This window comes from Bradyrhizobium liaoningense (assembly GCF_018130955.1).
Classification (GTDB): domain Bacteria; phylum Pseudomonadota; class Alphaproteobacteria; order Rhizobiales; family Xanthobacteraceae; genus Bradyrhizobium; species Bradyrhizobium liaoningense_C.
This window is the reverse complement of sequence record NZ_JAFCJM010000101.1, coordinates 1-19,042: the sequence shown is the minus strand read 5'-3', so window position 1 is coordinate 19,042 and position 19,042 is coordinate 1. Positions and strand designations below refer to the sequence as shown.

The window sequence follows — 19,042 nt, the reverse complement described above, 5'->3', positions numbered from 1 at the left end:
CTCGCACGGCAGCCTGCACGCCAAACCACCGATCAGCCGCCTCGCCCTCCCGGAGAACGACCTCTTGAGATTCCACAGCTAGCCGAAGGCGTAACCCACCACTGCTCTCGACGCGGAAAGCAAAGAGGCGGGTTACGCTCAGCGAACTGCGCTTCGCGCAGTCGCAAAGCTAACCCACCCTACGATTCACTACGAAACCGGCGTGTTCCGCCCCTTCCTTGCCAGTTGCACCATCTCCATCAGCATCGCTTCGCCGGCATCGACCAGTTCGTCCAGCGTGATGCGTGGCATTCCCCGGCGCCGCGACGTGTGGCCGCGCGCAAGCAACGGAATGTGGATGAAGGCCGCAAGTGATGGTCCGCCGGCCTTCACCTTCTCGATCGCACGCCAGCTCAGATAATTGCAGAGATAGGCGCCGGCATCGCGCGAGGGCCGGACGTCGATGCCGGTGAGACGTGCCGCGCGCAGCAGTCTTGCTGTGTGCGGGCCGAACATCATCGCGTCCGCGTTGGCGGCGATGCCGCGCTTGCTCGAGCGCGTCTTGGCGGCATCGGGCCAGAGCATGGTGACGGCGTTGCGCGCGCGGGTCTCGATTCGCAGGTAAGGCGTGCGGGCGGCGAGGCCGAACATCAGCAAGGCATCGGGCTTCACCTTTGCCAGCACCTCGGGCAATTGCCGGTCGACGGCGGCATAGGTCACGGGAAAGATGTGGCTTGCAAACTCAACATCGTCGAAGGCGGGGCGCCGCAATCGCGACAGCCGTGCGACCAGCGGCTGGGTCGGATTATAGGGTGCGCCGGGAAACGGGCCGAAGCCGGTGAGGAGGATGCGGAGCTTGGTGCTCATTGGAGCAGCTCCAAGATGTGTTCGGCGGCGAGCGCCGGCGTGACCCGACCGTCGGCGACGTCGGCTTCGATCTTCTTCACCCGGGCGCGCACGGAGGCCTCGGTGCGCAGCCGTGCCAACATGCGTTGCTCCAGCATCGACCACATCCACTTCACCTGTTGCTCGCGACGCCGCGCGGCAAAATCGCCGGATGCGTTCATCGCCTTGCGGTGATCGAGGATTTTTTGCCAGAGCTCCGCGATGCCCTTGCCGGTCAGCGCCGAGTAGGTGACGACGGGCGGATGCCAGTGCTCCGAACGGGGGCTAAGAATGTGGAGCGCGCCGCGATAGTCGGCGGCGGTGATGTTGGCGCGCTTGAGATTGTCGCCATCGGCCTTGTTGATCGCGATCATGTCGGCGAGCTCGACCAGGCCCTTCTTGATGCCCTGCAGCTCGTCGCCGCCGCCCGGCAGCATCAGCGCCAAGAAGAAGTCGGTCATGTCGCAAACCGCGGTTTCGGACTGGCCGATGCCGACCGTCTCGACCAGGATAACGTCAAAGCCTGCCGCCTCGCACAGCAGCATCGCTTCGCGCGTCTTGGCGGCGACGCCGCCGAGCGTGCCAGAGGAAGGCGAGGGGCGGATATAGGCGTGGTCGGAGGCCGCCAGGCGCGCCATCCGCGTCTTGTCGCCGAGGATGGAGCCGCCGCTGCGCGCCGAGGAGGGATCAACGGCGAGCACTGCGACCTTGTGGCCCTGCTCGATGAGATAGCTGCCGAGCGCATCGATGGTGGTGGACTTGCCGACGCCGGGTGAACCGGTGATGCCGACGCGCACGGCCTTGCCGGTGTCGGGCAACAGCATTTGCACGAGCTCGCGTGCGGCGGCCTGGTGGTCGCCGCGCCGGCTCTCCACCAGCGTGATCGCCCGCGCCAGCGCGGCCCGGCTGCCGGCACGCAGGTCCTTGGCGACCGCCTTGATGTCGAGGGATGCCTTCTTCTGAATCATACCCTGCTTTACAACGGCCTGATGACGCAGGCGAGGGGCCCGGCCGCGTCAGCGCGCTGTCGCCGTGGACGCCGTCTGCGCCGGCCTCACCTTGCGCCAGATCCATACCATCACCGGCCAGAGCAGGGCGCCGATCGCCATGGCGGCGAGGATGGCGGCGACCGGCCGCTCGAAGAACGGCAAGATGCTGCCGTCGGACTTGATCAGCGAGGTGACGAAGGCCTGCTCGACCATCGTGCCCATCACGATGCCGAGCACCATGGCGGCGACGGGATAGCCGTTGGCCTCCATCACATAGCCGATGACACCGAAGGCGGCGACGGTGACGACGCCGAACATGTTGTTGCCGATCGCGAAGGATCCGACCGCGCAGCAGAGCATGATGACCGGCATCACGGTGGAACGCGGCGCGCGCAGCACATAGGCCGCAATGCGGATCATGGCGATGCCGAGCGGGATCATCAAGATGTTCGCGATGATGAACATCAGGTAGATCGCGTACATGCTCGAGGCTTTTTCGGTGAACAGCGTCGGCCCGGGATTGAGGCCCTTCATGTAGAGCACGCCGATTGCGATTGCCGCGATGGTGTCGCCGGGAATGCCGAACAGCAGCGACGGCACCCAGCCGGAGGCAATGCTGGCATTGTTGCTGGCGCCGGCCTCGACCAGGCCCTCGACATGGCCGGTGCCGAATTTTTCCGGCTCCTTGGAAAACCGCTTCGACATCGCGTAGCTCACCCAGGCAGCCATGTCGGCGCCGGCCCCCGGCAGCACGCCGATGATGATGCCGATGATGTTCCCGCGCGTCATCTGCCAGTGGTATTTTTTCGTCAGCGTCCATTGGCCGGCCATGATGCTTCCGAACTTGCGCCGCGGGATCGGCGGCGGCTCGGGGGTCAGCATCGCGCGCATGACTTGCGCGACCGCGAAGACGCCGACCAGCGCCGGGATCGGCTCGATGCCGCCGAGGAGGTCAGTCAGACCAAAGGTGAAGCGCGGCACGCCGCCGGGATTTTCGATGCCGATGCAGGAGACGAGCAGTCCGATGAACATGCCGGCAATCGCCTTCACCGGCGAGGAGCGCGCCACCAGCGTCGCGCACATCAAGCCGAGCAGCGCAAGCCAGAAATATTCGAAGGTCGAGAACGACAGCGCGATCTCGGCAAGCGGCGGCGCCAGCGCCATCAGCGAGACGACACCGGCGATGCCGCCGACCGCGGAGAACCAGACGCCGGCGCCGAGTGCGAGCTCGGCCTCGCCCTTCAGCGTCATGGCATAGGCCTCGTCCGCGTAAGCCGCAGAGGCCGGCGTGCCGGGAATGCGCAAGAGTGCGCCCGGAATGTCGCCGGAGAAAATCGCCATCGAGGATGCCGCCACGATGGTCGCGATCGCGGCGATCGGCGACAGATAGAAGGTGACGGGAACGAGCAGGGCGGTGGCCATCGTCGCGGAGAGGCCCGGCAGCGAGCCGATGACGAGCCCGTAGACGGACGCCGCCAGCATCGCGACGACGACTTCCCAGGTGGAGATGAGCTGGAGCGCCTGGATCAGGGTGTTGAGCATGGATCACCAGGGCATCGGCAATAGGCCGACAGGAAGCGGCACGCGCAACAGTTTTGCGAAGATCAGGTGGATGCCGATCGGCGCGAGCGCCGCGAGCGGCAGCGCCAGCTTCCACTTCGCGCCGAGCGCGGTCGAGGTCGCAAGCACCATCAGCGCTGCCGTGATGATGAAGCCGAGCCGGTCGGCCGCGATCACGTAGAACAGCAGCAGCGCAGGCGGCAGCAGCGCGCGCAGGCCGTAGAACCTTCCTGGCGGTTCGGCCCTGGCCTGGCCTTCCTCGACCGGGATGAGCTCCTCTTCCTCCTCGAAGGAATGCCCGATGCCGAACACGATCGCGAGTCCGCAGAGCGCGAGCCCCGTTCCGATCACGAGCGGGAAGACGTTGGGGCCGACCGGCTGGCCCGGCACCGGCGGCAACCGCCAGCCACCATACGCAGCGGCGGCGCCGAGCACGACGAGAAACGATCCCGTAACGGAGTCGGGAAGACGCATGACGGATCCTTCGAACGCGCTTAAGCGATCAGGCCTTGCTGAGACCCGCCGCCTTCATCGCTTCGCCCATCTGGACGTCGCCCTTGTCCATGAAGGAGGCGAACTCGCCGGCGTCGCCCCACACGGTGCCGAAGCCGCGATTGCTCATGAACTCCTTGAACTCGGTGGAGTCGTAGACCTTCTTCAGCGCCGCGGTGAGCTTTGTGGCGATCTCCGGCGGCAGCCCCTTTGGCGCGCCGATGCCGCGCCAGGCGCCGGTCGAATAATTGATCCCCATCGCCTCCTTCAGCGTCGGGACATCAGGGAAGACCTTGTTGCGGGCAGGGGCCATGATGGCGAGGCTCCTGGCCTTGCCGGCCTCGATGATGGCGCGGGCTTCCGGCACCGAGCACGTCGTCAGATCAAGCCCGCCTGCGGCGAGATCTTGCATCGCGGGCGCCGCACCGTTCGACGGCACCCAGGCGACCTGGTTGGCCGGCAGCCCCATCGCCTGCATCCAGCCGACGAGTGCGAGATGCCAGATGCCGCCCTGGCCGGTGCCCGATGCCTTGAACTTGCCGGGAGGCGCCGCCTTGATCGCCTCGGCCAACTCCTTGACCGTCTTGTAAGGCGAGGTGGACGAGACCTGGATGCCCGGGGGATCTTCGTTCATCAGCGCGAGCGGCGTGTAGCTCTTCGGCGTCAGCTCGGTGAGGCCCTGCCAGTGCATCATCGAGATTTCGACGGTGAGCATGCCGATCGTGTAGCCGTCCGGCGCGGCTGTCGCGATTGCGGAATGGCCAACGACGCCGGAGCCGCCGGTGCGGTTCACGACGTTGAAGGGCTGGCCGAGGTCCTTCTCAAGGAGGGCGGCGACGATGCGTGCGGTGGCATCCGTGCCGCCGCCCGCGCCCCACGGGACGATCACGGTCACGGGACGTGCAGGATAGACCTGCGCCAGCGCCGGGGTCAGGCCGAAGGCGGCAGAGGCAGCGGCTGCAACGGAAGAGGCCGCAAAGGTGCGGCGCGTGATCTTGGACATTTTATGCCTCCCAGCGGCGCCGTGACATCGGGCGCTCTTGTCGATCCGGCATTTTAGGCAGCTTTGCACCGCGGCCGCAAGGTAGCGCTACCAACGGGATCGATGCGTGGGACGAAACCGGCCAATGAGCAGTCGGAAATCGGGTGGGTTTTGCCCGCGCGGATCGCGATCAATGGAGGGCGTGGGAGCAAAGCCAAGGGTAAACCTCCAATGACCCAAGCCAACCATCAAGCCTATTACAGCGCCGTGCTGGACCATCCGCTCAACACTGTCTGGTCGCTGATCCGCGACTTCAACAACTACCCCGCTTACATCGACGGGGTGAGCGAGAGCGTGATCGAGGACGACAAGCGCGGTGACGAAGTCGGCGCTATCAGGCGTTTCTGCTATCTCGGCAACTGGATCCGCCAGCGCCTGGTCGATCACTCGGACCGCCAGCACATCTTGACCTATGCCGGTCTCGAAGCGCTGCCGTACCCGCAGGATGGCTCGAGCCAGGTGCCGTCGCCGACGCGTTATCAGGGCACCATGCATCTGCGCCCGATCGTCGAAGGCGACCGCACCCTCATCGAATGGTCGGTCGCGCTCGATACCGAGCCTGCGGACGCCGATCGCTGGCAGGCCTTGTTTGGCGCGTGGATTCCTGCCTGGACGGACTCGCTCGCGCGGACACTGGCGCGTGCACGTCCCGGCTAGCAGCCTCTCACTGTCCGCTGTCCTCGTCGCCCTTCGGTCGCGCGCCGCCGAAAATGCGCGCGCCCTCCGGCGAGAGGTACGGCTTGAGCGCTTCCCATGGCACGAAGGCGACGTACTGGCCTTCGGCATAGGGGCCGACCGCGTAGGGCGGATAGTGGAAGGTGAGGCCGGAGCTCTTGCCCGCCTCCGTCGAGGGCGCGAGCGTCACCGCGCCGATCTTGAGCAGGCTGGGCTGGACGTCCTTGAACCACTCTGATGTCGCGGTGTCGCCGGCATCGCGCTTCTTCTTCTCGACTTTCAGCGAGGCGATGACCGCCTTCTGCATCGCCTTCATGGTCGCGCCGTTGTCGCTGGTCTCGGAGAAGAACGGGCGGATCGAGATGCGCTTGGCGGCGGTCTTGTCCCAGAGGATCGTGTTGACGTCGGAATTGGGGTGCGCGGCGTGGGTGTCCATGTAGTCGTCGCGGAGAACGCTGACATAGCGATCGCCGACGATCGAGCGGACCGAATATTTGCGCTCGAACTCCCAGCCGCCGTCCTTGAAGAACTGCGGATCGCTCTTGCGCGAGGCGGCGGCCTCAGCCGCGTTCTTCTCGATCCACTTCTTGCCCTCGGCGAGGCAATCGGCCGACAGTGCCGGGTCAGACTTGACGCGGTCATCGAGCAGCACGCGGGCCGAGACCGATTGGGTCTTGATGATGGCATCGGGTTTCGGATCGGCGGCACTCGCGGGCGAGGCGAGGGCGATCATAGCAGAGAGAATGGCAATCGCGCGCAGGGCCGATACCGTGCGGCCGGCCTGATGGTCTCTCAATTCAATGCTCATGAATTTCACGCTCTTTCCAGGCGCCGCCAAAGATCGCGCGGCCGCGCGGCGACAGATGGCGGCTAAAAGTCTGCCAAGGGATAAACACCACAAGATGAACGGGTGCAAAACGTCTGGGCCCACGGTCTCATCGCCGTTGGTCGCGGCCTGGGGACCTCCGGGTTCATGCCGGAGGGCGTGGCTTTTGCAGGATTACTCCGCCGCCTCGCTATGCCCGAGGCGAATGTTGAGCTTGTGGATCAGCTCCTCGGCGGCATCAGCGATCACCGTGCCCGGCGGGAAGATCGCTTCCGCCCCGGACTTGTAAAGCGCGTCATAGTCCTGCGGCGGCACCACACCGCCGACGATGATCATGATGTCGTCGCGGTCCTGCTTCTTCAGCGCGGCCTTCAGTTCGGGCACGGCGGTGAGGTGGGCCGCGGCAAGCGAGGAGACGCCGAGGATGTGGACGTCGTTCTCGACCGCCTGCCGCGCGGCTTCGTCGGCGGTGGCAAACAGCGGTCCGATGTCGACGTCGAAGCCGATATCGGCAAAGGCCGACGCGATCACCTTCTGGCCGCGATCGTGGCCGTCCTGGCCGATCTTGGCGACCAGGATGCGGGGCCGGCGGCCCTCGGCTTCCTCGAAGGCATCGATCAGCGCCTGAACCTTTTCCACCTGGCTGCCCATGCTGGAAGCCTCCCGCTTGTAGACGCCGGTAACGGACTTGATCTCGGCGCGGTGGCGGCCGAACACCCTTTCCATCGCGTCGGAGATCTCGCCGACGGTGGCCTTCGCCCGCGCCGCGTCGATCGCGAGCGCCAGCAGATTGCCGTTGCCTTCGCCGGCCGAGCGCGTCAGCGCGGCGAGCGCCGCATCGACGTCCGCCTGATTACGCTCGCTCTTCAGCCGCGCCAGCTTGTCGATCTGCAAGCGACGGACATTGGTGTTGTCGACCTTCAAGATCTCGATCGGCACTTCGTCTGACGGCTTGTACTTGTTGACGCCGATCACCGCCTGCCGGCCGGCATCGATGCGGGCCTGCGTCTTGGCGGAGGCTTCTTCGATACGCAGCTTTGGCACGCCGGCCTCGATGGCTTTCGCCATGCCGCCGAGCTCCTCGACCTCCTGGATGTGGCCCCAGGCCTTTGCCGCGAGGTCGCGCGTCAGGCGCTCGACATAATAGGAGCCGCCCCAGGGGTCGATGATCCGCGTGGTGCCGCTTTCCTGTTGGAGGAAGAGCTGGGTGTTGCGGGCGATGCGGGCGGAGAAGTCGGTCGGCAGCGCCAGGGCCTCGTCGAGTGCGTTGGTGTGCAGCGACTGGGTATGGCCTTGCGTCGCCGCCATCGCTTCTACCGTCGTGCGCATGACGTTGTTGAACACGTCCTGCGCGGTCAGCGACCAGCCGGAGGTCTGGCAATGCGTGCGCAGCGAGAGCGAGCGCGGATCCCTGGGGTTGAACGGCTTCAGAAGCTTGGCCCAGAGCAGGCGCGCGGCGCGCATCTTGGCGACTTCCATGAAAAAGTTCATGCCGATCGCCCAGAAGAACGACAGCCGCGGCGCGAAGCGATCGACGTCGAGTCCGGCGGCAAGACCTGCGCGCAAGTACTCGACGCCGTCCGCCAGCGTATAGGCGAGCTCGAGGTCCTGCGTCGCGCCGGCCTCCTGCATGTGATAGCCGGAGATGGAGATCGAATTGTACTTTGGCATCCGCTGCGAGGTGAAGGCGAAGATGTCGGAGATGATCCGCATCGAGGGCGCGGGCGGATAGATATAGGTGTTGCGCACCATGAACTCTTTCAGAATGTCGTTCTGAATGGTGCCCGAGAGCTTCTCCGGCGGCACGCCCTGTTCGCCGGCGGCCGCGACGTACAGCGCGAGGATCGGCAGCACGGCGCCGTTCATGGTCATGGACACGCTCATCTGGTCGAGCGGAATGCCCGCAAACAGCGTGCGCATGTCGTAGATGGAATCGATGGCCACACCGGCCATGCCGACGTCGCCGGCGACCCGCGGATGATCGGAATCGTAGCCGCGATGGGTCGCCAGATCGAAGGCGACCGAGAGACCTTTTTGTCCCGCCGCGAGGTTGCGGCGATAGAAGGCGTTGGAGTCTTCAGCCGTGGAGAAGCCGGCGTATTGCCTGACCGTCCAGGGCTGGTTGACATACATGGTCGGGTAGGGCCCGCGCAGGTAAGGCGCGATGCCCGGATAGGTCTCGAGGAAATCGAGGCCGGCGAGATCGGCCTCGCCGTAGGCGGATTTGACCGGGATGCCCTCGGGCGTGAGCCACGGCTCTGCACTGCCTGCCGGTGCGGTGGCGGCGACACGCTCGAAGGCGACATCGGCGAAGTTGGGAATGCGGGTCATGGTTCCAACCATATCATAGGTCAGTGCGTAAAATTCTAATCGTGATCCGGATGCTGATGGCTGGCGATCGTCGCCATCTTCTCCGGTCCGTAATTCTGCAGCGTGGTCTGGCTCGGCAGATTGGCAATGCCGACCACCCAGCCGAGCCGGGACTCCGTTCCATACTGCCGCGTCGGCACGATCCGGTCCGGGCGATCGAAGGTGCCGGTCATGATCTCGATCTGCGGTCCGTCGATGCGGCGGAAGCTCAGCGGCGTGCCGCAGTCCGCGCAGAAATCGCGCATCGCAATGGAGGACGACTGGAACGCGGCCGGCTTGCCTTTGGTCCACTTGAAGTCAGCGTGCTCGATATCGGCATATGAGGCGAAGGGTGCGCCGGTCGCCTTCTGGCACATGCGGCAATGGCAGATGCTGATCTTGGTCGGCGGCGCCGAGATCGCGAAGCGGACGGCGCCGCATTGGCACCCGCCGGTGAGAACGGTCTTAGCTGTGTCGGTCATGCCTGCTCCATCCGTCGATAGGCGTCCTGCAGCGTTGCCAGCGCATCGCCGCCGGCAAAGACGAAGCCGGTGACGCCGGCAGCTCGAAGCGCGGCCTCGGCCTCGGCCGGCCTGCCTGCCAGATAGATATGTTTTGCGCCGGCCGCTTGCAGGGCCCCGGCGGAAGGTTCCGCACGGTCCGCATAGGCCTTGTCGCTGGAACAGAGGCAGGCGAGCTCGGCACCGGAAGCCTTGAAGGCGGCCGCAAGCGCCGTCGGATCGGCAAATCCAGCGCTGTCGACGGCCTCGATGCCGCCGGCCCCGAAGAAGCTCTTCGCAAAGGTTGCCCGCGCCGTGAAATCGGCGGGCGTGCCGAGATTGGCCAAAAACACTCTTGGCCGCGCGCCGCGCGATTTCAATGCCGCGTCCGACTTGTCGCGCAAGGCCTCGAACGGCTCGGCAAGGCGCATCGGCGGGAGCGCATCGAACTTGAATTTTGGCTCGCCATAGGGCGGAAGCACGATCGGCGTCGCTGACAGCACCGACGCTTCGCTCTCATGCAGATTGGGAAACTCGCTCGCGCCGGTCAGCACGTCGCGGCGTTTTGCGATGTTGGCTTCGCGCGCCTTACGCGTGGCCAATACCTTGCCCTGGATCAGGCCCTGCTGGAGGCTTGCAAAAATGCCGCCGGCTTTCTCCAGCTCCTGAAACAGCGCCCAGGCCGCATTGCACAGCTCCGACGTCAGCGCCTCGATGCCGCCTGCGCCTGCTGCGGGATCGCTGACCTTTGCAAGATTGCTCTCTTCGAGCAACAGAAGCTGCGTGTTGCGTGCCACGCGCCGCGCGAAGGGATCGGGTAGCCCAAGCGCAAGCGTGTGCGGCAGCACGGTGATCGCGTTGGCGCCGGCGAGGCCTGCGGCGAACGTCGCCATGGTTGCGCGCAGCATGTTCACGTAAGGGTCGCGCCGGGTCAGCATGCGCCAGGCGGTGTCGGCGGCGATGAACAGCGGCGTTGGCGTCAAGCCGCATGCCGTCTCGATGCGCGCCCACAACAGGCGCAGCGCGCGGAACTTTGCCATGGTCAAAAACTGGTCGGCATCGGCCGCGAGCCGCGCATAGACCATGCCCTGCGCCTGCTCGAGCGGGACGCCGGCGCCTTCGATCGCACGCAGATAGGCGATGCCGCAGGCGAGCACAAAGGCGAGCTCCTGCGCCTCCGATCCGCCGGCATCGTGGATCACGCGACCATCGGCCGAGGCGAACGGTCCCCTGAAGCCGAGTGCGGCGAGCCCCTTGATTGCGCCCGTCACGGCAGGTGCAATCTCCTCCCAGGTGTAGGGGCTATGACCCCACACTGCGCCGGCGGCCAATGGATCGAGACCGAAGCGGATGTTGCAGGCGGCAGGGTCGAGGCCTCCAGTCTTCACATATTCGGCGACATGAATCGCGGCCATCCGCGACTGCGGGCCGACCTGAAGCTCGATGCCGATGCCGGCATCGAGGTGAATGTCCTTCAACACCTTCGCGACCGCGTCCGCGGTCGGTTCCAGGCCGAAACCGTGCGCGCCATTGCCGCCGGCAAAGACCAGCGACAGCCCGGTCGCACCATTCTCAAGATCCGTGAGCGCCTGCGCGTTCGCCTGCGTCGCATCGGGATGGTCGATCCGCTGCACGATCTGCCAGGGCGCCGCCGCGGCCCGTCCCGGCACCGGCGAAACATCCTTGGCGCGCGGATAGAGCGGATCGATCTTGAGGCCGTCATAGGTCTTGCCGACGAGCTTTTCGAACGGCGCGCCCTTGAGCACGCCATCGACCAGCTTGCGCCAGTCCTCGTAGTCAGCTTTTGGAAAGTCGGCCGCCAGCGGCAGGTCGTCAGTCACAGAGGTCATTCGGCAGGGGGCTCCCTGAAAGTGCGCGGTCTTGTTGTTGGGCCGGAAAATGCCACGGGCAGCCGCCCCTGCAAACGGTTGTTTTGGCCCAGAACATCCGTTCCGATCGGATCGGAAGCTCTGGGTTCTTGTTTTGACGCGTTTTCTCGAAGCGAACCGGTGTCCACTTCGCTGGAAAACGCTCTAATCGGTATCAGGCAGCCGCTCAATTCCTTGCGCTGAGACGCTAGCCAGGGCGTCGCGCACCCTGCGGCCGCCGATCATGCGATCGGGCGCGATCTCGGCGAGCGGCACCAGCACGAAGGCACGCTCGAACAAATGCGGGTGCGGCAACGTCAGGTCCGGCGTCTTCAGCGAGACGTCGTCATAGGCGATCAGGTCGAGGTCGAGCGTGCGCGGTCCCCAGCGTCGCTCCTTGGCCCTGATGCGCCCGAACTTCTGCTCGACCTTCTGCGTCACGAACAGAAGAGCGTGCGGGTCCAGGCTGGTCTCGATCTCGATGCAGGCGTTGATGAAGGGATTCTGGTCCTCATCGCCCCAGGGTGGCGTCGTATAGTCCGAGGAGCGCGCGACCAGCGCGGCTTGCGCCATGCCGCAGATATGGGCGATCGCCTTTTTGAAGGTCGCGCGGACGTCGCCGACATTGCCGCCGAGTGCGACGATCGCGCTGGCCATCGTCTAGCCGTGGGTTGGATGCCGCGAGCGCGTCAGCATGATGCCGACATCGTCGAAGATGGCGGCGATCGGCGCATGCGGCTTGTGCACGGTGATCTTGACGGCGCGGACGCGCGGGAAGTGCGACAGGATGGCGTCGGCGACCGCGCCGGCCGCGCGCTCCAGGAGCTTGTAGTTCGTGTTCTTGAACGCCGCCGTCGTGGTTGCGACCACCTCGGAATAGGAGACGGTGTCGGCCAGCCGATCGGTGCGGGAGGACTCGGACAGATCGGTGTAGAGCTCGAGATCGAGCACGAAGCGCTGGCCGACCTCGGTCTCGTGCTCGAGCACGCCATGGCGGGCGTGGATCGACAGTCCCGTGATGAAAATCGTGTCCGTCATCTCTTGCTCTCGATGGCTTCCGTCACGCGCAGCGCTTGCAGTGTCGCGGCGACGTCATGGGTCCGGATGATCCGCGCGCCGCGTTGCGCGGCAATGACATGGGCGGCGATCGAGCCGCCGAGTCGGTCCTGAGGCTCGGACGGCGAGACCGACGCGATGAAGCGCTTGCGCGAGGCGCCGACCAGGATCGGCAGGCCGAAGCTGCCGAGTTCGTCGAGCCGCGCCAGTGCAGTCATGCTCTGCTCCGGTGTCTTGCCGAAGCCGATGCCGGGATCGAGCACGATGCTGTCGCGCGCTATGCCCGCCTTGGTCGCGATGTCGAGCGAACGCTGAAAGAAGGCGGCCATGTCCTTGACGATGTCGAGTGAGGGATCGACGCTGTCGCGGTTGTGCATGACGACGACGGGCACGTTGCGCGCGGCGACGAGCGCGGCCATGCCGGCGTCGCGCTGCAGGCCCCAGACGTCGTTGGCGATCGCCGCGCCCTGATCCAGCGCCCAGGCCACGACCTCCGACTTCATGCTGTCGATCGAGACCGGCACGCCGAGCGCCACCACATCCGCCAGCACGGGCCTGAGCCGCGCAAGCTCCTCGTCCGCCATGACGGGCTGGGCCCCCTTGTAGGGCCGCGTGGACTCGGCGCCGATGTCGATGATGTCAACGCCATCGGTGATCATCGCCCGCGCCCGGACCAGCGCCTGTTCGGGGGCGATGAACTGCCCGCCGTCGGAGAAGGAGTCCGGGGTGATGTTGAGCACGCCCATCACGGCCGGAACAGGCCGCTCCAGCAGCGCCCGCAGCGCCGCATGTCCGGTCCGATCGGTCGGCGCGAGGGGCTGTGAGGGCAAGGCGATCATGCGGTCGCTTTGCGCGGTCGGGAAGGTGGTGTCAAGACGGGAAGGGGCACCAGCTCCGTCATCCCCGCGCAACGGCGAAGCCGTTGTCGCTGGAGGTGCCGGAGCGTAGCGGAGGCCTCGAAGGATGAACGGCCCCGCTACTGCATCTTGGCCGTTCATCCTTCGAGGCTCAAGCAGCGGCGCAACCGCGCCGCTGCTCTCGCACCTCAGGATGACGGAACGAATATCAATACGTGATCTTCGGCGGCAGCTTGCGCGCCTTGGCGATGAGGTCGCCGACCGACTTCTCCGACGGCAGCAGTTGGACGAGCTTCTTCTTCTCGTTCACGTCGCGCATGTTCTGGGCGAGGCGGGCGGGGTTGCGGTAGGCGAGCTCGCGCACGGTGGTGACGCCGGCGGCGCGCACCAGGCCGATCTTGGCCTTGCCCATGCCGGGAATGCGCATGTAGTCGGAGACGTTGGCCCATTCCAGGAGCTGCTGCTCGCTGATCCCGGTCTTGGCAGAAAGCGCCTTGCGGCCCTTCACGGTGCGGGCGGCTTCCAGCAGCGCGTCGGTGGTGCGGATGCCCAGCGTTTTCAACTTGCTGGCAGCGAAGACCGACAGGCCCTCAATATCTGAGATGGGATATGTCATGATGCTCGATGTGAATGCGCGCCTCAGGCGAACTGGCTGAGGCCCGGCGTCCCCGCAATGATCTTGCCCATCTGATCCGCTCCGATTTTGTCGCGGCCGAAGCGGAAAAGTTCACGGGCGATTTTCTGGATGTCGGACATACCCAGACCAAGGCCCATCAGCCGGGTACCGACTGCCATCAGGCCGCCACCCATCAGCCGGGACAGGCCGCCGCCGCCTTGCGTCGCCGCAATCGCAGCCTCGGCACCGGGAATGTGGTCGATCAGGGCCTGGACGCTATCGGAGGGACCTTCATTGCGAAGGAAACCCAGGATGATGCCGACTGTCTTTTCAGCGACAGCACTATCGATGCCGGCGTTTGACGCCAGCCGCCCGATCAGCTCGTCCATATTGCCTGCCCCCGACCGGTTGGATACCGGAGTATTGCTTCTGAAAAACAATCTTGAGCCTGTGTGGTCTGAATTACAAGCTATGAACGCATGCGAAGGGGCGATTCATCTGCAAACGCACGAAAAGTGTTGCAGCGATGCAAGGGCGGAGATCGAATCCCGCAAAATTTTGCCGCGCTGCGAACTTCCATTCCGACTTTCGGCGAATGTGGTGCGCTTGATATCCGATAATGTCGCATGCGCAACGCCGTCCGGGACGCGTTGTTCTGTTTCAATCGGCTCAAAACATACGTTAAATTGCGGAACCGGTACTTGATTCAGACGACAGGGCGGACAGTTATGGCGACACCCAACACCAAGCTCGGCGATACCGACGACAAGATCTTCGTCGGGAAGGGAGAGGAGCTTGCCTGGCTCACGCTTGCGCTCGCCAACCGTCATGGTCTGGTTACCGGCGCCACCGGAACCGGTAAGACGGTGACGTTGCAGGTGATGGCGGAAGGATTTGCGCGCGCCGGTGTTCCTGTCTTCGCAGCCGACATCAAGGGCGACCTCTCCGGCATCTCGCAGGTGGGTGAGGCCAAGGATTTCATCGTCAAGCGCGCGTCCGACATGGGACTGGCGTTCCAGCCGGATCAGTTTTCGACGGTGTTTTGGGACGTGTTCGGCGAACAGGGACACCCGGTGCGGGCGACCGTCACGGAGATGGGGCCGCTTCTGTTGTCACGGATGCTGGATCTGAACGACGTGCAGGAGGGCGTCCTCAACGTGGCCTTCCGTGTCGCAGACGACAACGGCCTGACCCTCATCGATATGAAGGATCTGCGCGCATTGCTGGATGCGATCGTGCCGGATGCCGGCAAGAAGAGCACGGAGGCCGAGGAAAGTCCGCTGGCGAACATCAAGAAGGAGGCGCAGGGTTTTGGCAACGTCACCAAGGCGACTGTAGGCACGATCCAGCGCCAGCTCCTGGTGCTGGAGAACCAGGGCGCCACAAAATTCTTTGGCGAGCCGGCGCTCTCACTGAAGGATTTCATGAAGAACGACCGCGACGGCCGTGGCTTGGTCAACATCCTCGTGGCCGACAAGCTGCTCCAGAGTCCACGGCTTTACGCGACATTCCTGCTCTGGATGCTGTCAGAGCTGTTCGAGGAGCTGCCCGAGGCCGGCGACCTGCCGAAGCCAAAGCTCGTGTTCTTCTTCGACGAGGCGCATCTGTTGTTCAACGACGCGCCTAAGGCGCTGATGGACAAGATCGAGCAGGTGGTGCGCCTGATCCGCTCCAAGGGCGTCGGCGTCTACTTCGTCACACAGAACCCGATCGACGTGCCGGATCGCGTGCTCGGCCAGTTGGGCAACCGCGTGCAGCACGCGCTGCGCGCTTTCACGCCCCGTGATCAAAAGGCAGTCGCTGCCGCCGCCCAAACCTTCCGGCCCAATCCCAAGCTCGACACCGCCAGGGTGATCACGGAGCTCGGCAAGGGTGAAGCGCTGGTGTCCTTCCTCGAAGGCAACGGCACGCCGTCCATGGTCGAGCGCGTGATGATCCGTCCGCCGACAGGTCGTATCGGGGCGATCACGCCGGAGGAGCGCAAGGCGATCATGGATGCGAGCCCGGTGAAGGGCAAATATGACACCGCCGTCGATGCCGAGTCCGCCTATGAGATGATCCAGAAGCGCATCGCAGGCACCGCGGCAACGGCGGGCGCAGGCGCCGCCGCCGGCGGTGGTGGCGGCATTCTCGGCCAGATCGGCTCGATCGTCGGCACCATCTTCGGCACCAACGTCAAGCGCGGTCGCTTGTCGACCGGCCAGGTCATCGCACGCGACGTGACGCGATCGGTCACCAACCAGGTGATCGGCGGGATGGCGGCCAATATCGGCAAGTCGGTCGGCGGTCAGCTCGGCGGCTCGATCGGCCGAACCCTGGTCCGCGGCGCGCTCGGCGGGCTATTGCGGCGCTAGTGACTAACTCGACGGACTGATCGATCCCGTGATCTCATCACCATCTTCGGAAATTGCCGGCGTGCTTCGTTCCCCCTCGCTGCGCCGGCCGCTCGACATTCTCTTCCTTCTCTGCTGTCTGATCCTGACGGCCGACGTACTCGGCCCCGAGCTCTTCGGCCAGAACGGCAAGACCAAGGATTACGCGCTCTGGTACTGGGCCGGGCAGCAGGTGCTGCATGGCGGCAATCTCTATCCCGCCGACGTCACCCAGCAGTTTCCCTTCCTCTACCCGCCGCCGCCGGCGGTCCTGCTGGCGATCCCGAGCTGGTTCGGCAAGATCCCGCTCTATCTCGTGCTCTCGATCCTGAATGCGGTGGCGTGGTGGTACACGGCGCAGCTTTCGCATGCGATGACGGGATCGGGACAAAGGCCGAGCCCGTGGCTGGAGGCGCTGCCCGGCTTTGTCACCGTGACCTTCGTGTTCGACATGTTCGACCTCGGCCAGCCCAACCTCGTCCTGCTGGCGATGATGCTCTACGGCTTCTGGAGCCTTCAGCAGCAGCGTGGTTGGCAGGGACCTTGGCTTGCCGGCTTCATGTTCGCACTTGCGACCGCGATCAAGGTGTTTCCCGTGGCGGTGCTGCCCTATCTGATCTGGCGGCGGCAATGGTCGGCGGTCGTAAGCATGGTCGCCTTCACAGGCATTTTGCTGTTTGTCGTTCCGGCGCCGATCCGGGGCTTCGAGCGTAACGTCGCTGAGATGAAGACCTGGTATCAGGGCATGGTCGGCACGAGTTCGGAAAAGGGCTTTGGTCAGCGCGACGAGCAGAACTGGTCGTGGGTCAACCAGTCCATCATCTCGGTGACTCACCGGCTGGTCCGCCGGGTCAACTGGAATCAGGACGAGCCCGACAAGCCGCCACGCACGATGAATCTCATCGACGTCGACTACAGGACCGCGAACTGGATCGTGCTCGCGGTGTCTGCGGCACTCGGCCTCGGCTTCCTCGCGGTGATGCCGCGGCAAGCGCGGCGCACGCCGCGGTCGGATGCCGACGAACTGGGCATTTTGTTCTGCCTGATGACGGTGGCCTCGCCCCTGGCGCGGCAATATTACTTCATGTGGCTGTTCTTCCCGATCACGGTGCTGATCCATCGCGCCGCGTATGACCCCAGGCCGAATGTCCGGCTGGGAACCTGGATCGCCCTTGCAGTCGCCGGCATCTTGATGCTGCTTGCGCTGCCTCCGTTCCCACTGGTCCTCCAGGCCTGGGGCAACAATCTCGCGGCGACCACAGTACTTGCCGGTGCGCTGGTCTGGCACATCAGGCATCCCTCAGTTGCGGCTAGTCCGGACGCCGCAGCGGAGCTAAAACCCGCAGCATAGAACCACGTCAGGAAGACCACGATGTCCAACGCGCAGCTTCAGTCCGTGCTCGACCATATCGACAAGGATTTCGACAACAGCCTGGAGCGTCTGTTCGCCTTGTTGCGGATCAAGTCGATCTCGGCCGAGCCGGCCTTCGCCGCGGATTGCAAGGCGGCGGCCGATCATCTCGCGCGCGATATCGCAAGCCTCGGCGTCGCGACGGAAGTGAGACCGACCGCCGGTCATCCCGCCGTCGTCGGCAAGAGCAATGACAAGAGCAACGGCAAGGGCGGCGGGCGGCCGCATGTGCTGTTCTACGGCCATTATGACGTCCAGCCGGTCGATCCGCTCAATCTCTGGCATCGTCCGCCGTTCGAGCCCGTCGTCACCGATCACGCCGACGGCCGCAAGATCATCGTCGCGCGCGGGGCGGAGGACGACAAGGGGCAGGTCATGACCTTCGTCGAGGCCTGCCGCGCCTGGAAAACGGTGACGGGCTCGCTGCCGATCGACGTCACCTTCCTGATCGAAGGCGAGGAGGAGGTCGGCTCCAAGAATTTCGTGCCGTTCATCGAAGCCAACAAGGACGAGTTCAAGGCGGACTACGTGCTGGTCTGCGACACCGGCATGTGGGACCGCAACACGCCGGCGATCACGACGTCGCTGCGCGGCCTGCTCTATGAAGAGGTGAAGATCACCGCCGCCAATCGCGACCTGCATTCCGGCGTGTTCGGCGGCGCCGCGATGAACCCGATCCGGGTGCTGACCAAGATTCTCGGCGGCCTGTTCGACGACGACAACCGCATCACGATCCCGGGCTTCTATGACGGCGTGAAGGACCTGCCGCCGGATATTCTGGAGCAGTGGAAGAAGCTCAATCTGACGCCGGATTTCTTCCTCAAGCCGATCGGGTTGTCGATCCCCGCGGGCGAGAAGGGGCGGCTGCTCATCGAGCAGGCCTCCTCGCGTCCGACCTGCGACGTCAACGGCATCTGGAGCGGCTATATCGGCGAGGGCTCCAAGACGGTGATCCCGTCGGTCGCTTCAGCCAAGGTCTCGTTCCGCCTCGTCGAGGGGCAGGACCCCCTCAAGATCCGCAAGGCCTTCCGCGACTATGTGTCGGCGCGGATCCCGGCCGACTGCTCGGTCGAGTTCGGCGATCATTCGGCAGCGCCCGCGATCGCGCTCGACTGGAACATGAAGCCGCTCGCCGCCGCCAAGCAGGCGCTGACGGAGGAGTGGGGCAAGGAGACGGTGCTGATGGGGTCGGGCGCCTCGATCCCGATCGTCGCCGACTTCAAGCGCACGCTCGGGCTGGACTCGCTGCTGGTCGGCTTCGGGCTCGATGACGACAACATCCACTCGCCGAACGAGAAGTACGATCTGAAGAGCTTCCAGAAGGGCATCCGCTCCTGGGCGCGCATCCTCGCGGCGCTCGCGGAGGTGAAGTGACGCGCGCTGCGTAGGGTGGGTTAGCCTCGCGGCTGCGCGAAGCGTCGTCCGCCAGGCGTAACCCACCAACTTCGTTCCGCATGCGCTGAAGCGTGGTGGGTTACGCTTCGCTAACCCACCCTTGTAATAGCGCAATCAGATATTGTCGGCGTGTTCCGTGAGGAATGGCCTGCCGCGGCAGCAACCCGCGG

Annotated in this window: 18 protein-coding genes; 4 read left to right on the top strand and 14 right to left on the bottom strand. The window is 65.0% G+C overall.

The window, feature by feature from the left end:
* Nucleotides 1–189: 189 nt before the first annotated feature.
* Genes JQ632_RS37570 through JQ632_RS37550 form a run of 5 tightly spaced genes read right to left on the bottom strand, consistent with a single transcriptional unit; the run spans nt 190 to nt 4,908 of the window.
* A complete protein-coding gene (locus tag JQ632_RS37570) occupies nt 190–846 on the bottom strand; it encodes a pyroglutamyl-peptidase I (protein WP_212407757.1) in 657 nt (218 codons plus the stop codon).
* On the bottom strand, nt 843–1,832 hold the full coding sequence (gene meaB / locus JQ632_RS37565) for a methylmalonyl Co-A mutase-associated GTPase MeaB (RefSeq protein ID WP_212407756.1): 990 nt from the start codon (nt 1,830–1,832) through the stop codon (nt 843–845). Before meaB ends, JQ632_RS37570 begins: the two co-directional genes overlap by 4 nt.
* A 48-nt stretch (nt 1,833–1,880) precedes the next feature.
* Complete coding sequence (locus JQ632_RS37560; protein ID WP_212407755.1) at nt 1,881–3,395, bottom strand: tripartite tricarboxylate transporter permease; 1,515 nt, start codon at nt 3,393–3,395, stop codon at nt 1,881–1,883.
* 3 nt (nt 3,396–3,398) lie between these two features.
* Complete coding sequence (locus tag JQ632_RS37555; RefSeq protein WP_212407754.1) at nt 3,399–3,887, bottom strand: tripartite tricarboxylate transporter TctB family protein; 489 nt, start codon at nt 3,885–3,887, stop codon at nt 3,399–3,401.
* A gap of 28 nt (nt 3,888–3,915) precedes the next feature.
* A complete protein-coding gene (locus JQ632_RS37550; RefSeq protein ID WP_212407753.1) occupies nt 3,916–4,908 on the bottom strand; it encodes a tripartite tricarboxylate transporter substrate binding protein in 993 nt (330 codons plus the stop codon).
* 210 nt (nt 4,909–5,118) lie between these two features.
* Here JQ632_RS37550 and JQ632_RS37545 point away from each other — a divergent pair, with 210 nt between their 5' ends.
* Complete coding sequence (locus tag JQ632_RS37545; protein WP_212407752.1) at nt 5,119–5,604, top strand: SRPBCC family protein; 486 nt, start codon at nt 5,119–5,121, stop codon at nt 5,602–5,604.
* A 7-nt stretch (nt 5,605–5,611) separates the two neighbouring features.
* On the opposite strand, the gene JQ632_RS37540 is transcribed toward JQ632_RS37545, so the two are convergent.
* From JQ632_RS37540 to JQ632_RS37500, 9 genes are all read right to left on the bottom strand, one after another.
* Entirely contained in the window at nt 5,612–6,355 is a 744-nt protein-coding gene (locus JQ632_RS37540) for an RsiV family protein (RefSeq protein WP_409363539.1), read from the bottom strand.
* A gap of 267 nt (nt 6,356–6,622) precedes the next feature.
* On the bottom strand, nt 6,623–8,779 hold the full coding sequence (gene scpA / locus JQ632_RS37535) for a methylmalonyl-CoA mutase (protein WP_212407750.1): 2,157 nt from the start codon (nt 8,777–8,779) through the stop codon (nt 6,623–6,625).
* Nucleotides 8,780–8,814: 35 nt separating this feature from the next.
* Nucleotides 8,815–9,279, bottom strand: a complete 465-nt coding sequence (locus JQ632_RS37530; RefSeq protein ID WP_212407749.1) for a GFA family protein — start codon at nt 9,277–9,279, stop codon at nt 8,815–8,817.
* The gene (locus JQ632_RS37525; RefSeq protein ID WP_212407748.1) at nt 9,276–11,147 is read right to left on the bottom strand and encodes a methylmalonyl-CoA mutase family protein; all 1,872 of its coding nucleotides are present in this window, start codon (nt 11,145–11,147) and stop codon (nt 9,276–9,278) included. The genes JQ632_RS37530 and JQ632_RS37525 overlap by 4 nt, the downstream gene beginning before the upstream one ends.
* 183 nt (nt 11,148–11,330) lie before the next feature.
* Complete coding sequence (folK, locus tag JQ632_RS37520; RefSeq protein ID WP_212407747.1) at nt 11,331–11,822, bottom strand: 2-amino-4-hydroxy-6-hydroxymethyldihydropteridine diphosphokinase; 492 nt, start codon at nt 11,820–11,822, stop codon at nt 11,331–11,333.
* A gap of 3 nt (nt 11,823–11,825) precedes the next feature.
* On the bottom strand, nt 11,826–12,203 hold the full coding sequence (gene folB, locus JQ632_RS37515; protein ID WP_212407746.1) for a dihydroneopterin aldolase: 378 nt from the start codon (nt 12,201–12,203) through the stop codon (nt 11,826–11,828).
* Complete coding sequence (gene folP / locus JQ632_RS37510) at nt 12,200–13,060, bottom strand: dihydropteroate synthase (protein WP_212407745.1); 861 nt, start codon at nt 13,058–13,060, stop codon at nt 12,200–12,202. The genes folB and folP overlap by 4 nt, the downstream gene beginning before the upstream one ends.
* A 226-nt stretch (nt 13,061–13,286) precedes the next feature.
* Nucleotides 13,287–13,694, bottom strand: coding sequence for a DUF4332 domain-containing protein (locus tag JQ632_RS37505; RefSeq protein WP_212407744.1), 408 nt, complete (start codon nt 13,692–13,694; stop codon nt 13,287–13,289).
* A 23-nt stretch (nt 13,695–13,717) separates the two neighbouring features.
* Nucleotides 13,718–14,083 (bottom strand): DUF2267 domain-containing protein, encoded by a 366-nt coding sequence (locus tag JQ632_RS37500; RefSeq protein ID WP_212407743.1) that lies wholly within the window; start codon nt 14,081–14,083, stop codon nt 13,718–13,720.
* Nucleotides 14,084–14,422: 339 nt separating this feature from the next.
* On the opposite strand from JQ632_RS37500, the gene JQ632_RS37495 reads away from it, so the two are divergent.
* The 3 genes from JQ632_RS37495 to JQ632_RS37485 all read left to right on the top strand — a co-directional run bounded on the left by JQ632_RS37495 (nt 14,423) and on the right by JQ632_RS37485 (nt 18,851).
* A complete protein-coding gene (locus JQ632_RS37495; RefSeq protein ID WP_212407742.1) occupies nt 14,423–16,048 on the top strand; it encodes a helicase HerA-like domain-containing protein in 1,626 nt (541 codons plus the stop codon).
* Between the two features lie 61 nt (nt 16,049–16,109).
* A complete protein-coding gene (locus JQ632_RS37490; protein ID WP_409363538.1) occupies nt 16,110–17,417 on the top strand; it encodes a glycosyltransferase family 87 protein in 1,308 nt (435 codons plus the stop codon).
* Nucleotides 17,418–17,438: 21 nt separating this feature from the next.
* On the top strand, nt 17,439–18,851 hold the full coding sequence (locus JQ632_RS37485) for a M20/M25/M40 family metallo-hydrolase (RefSeq protein WP_212407741.1): 1,413 nt from the start codon (nt 17,439–17,441) through the stop codon (nt 18,849–18,851).
* Nucleotides 18,852–19,042: the final 191 nt, after the last annotated feature.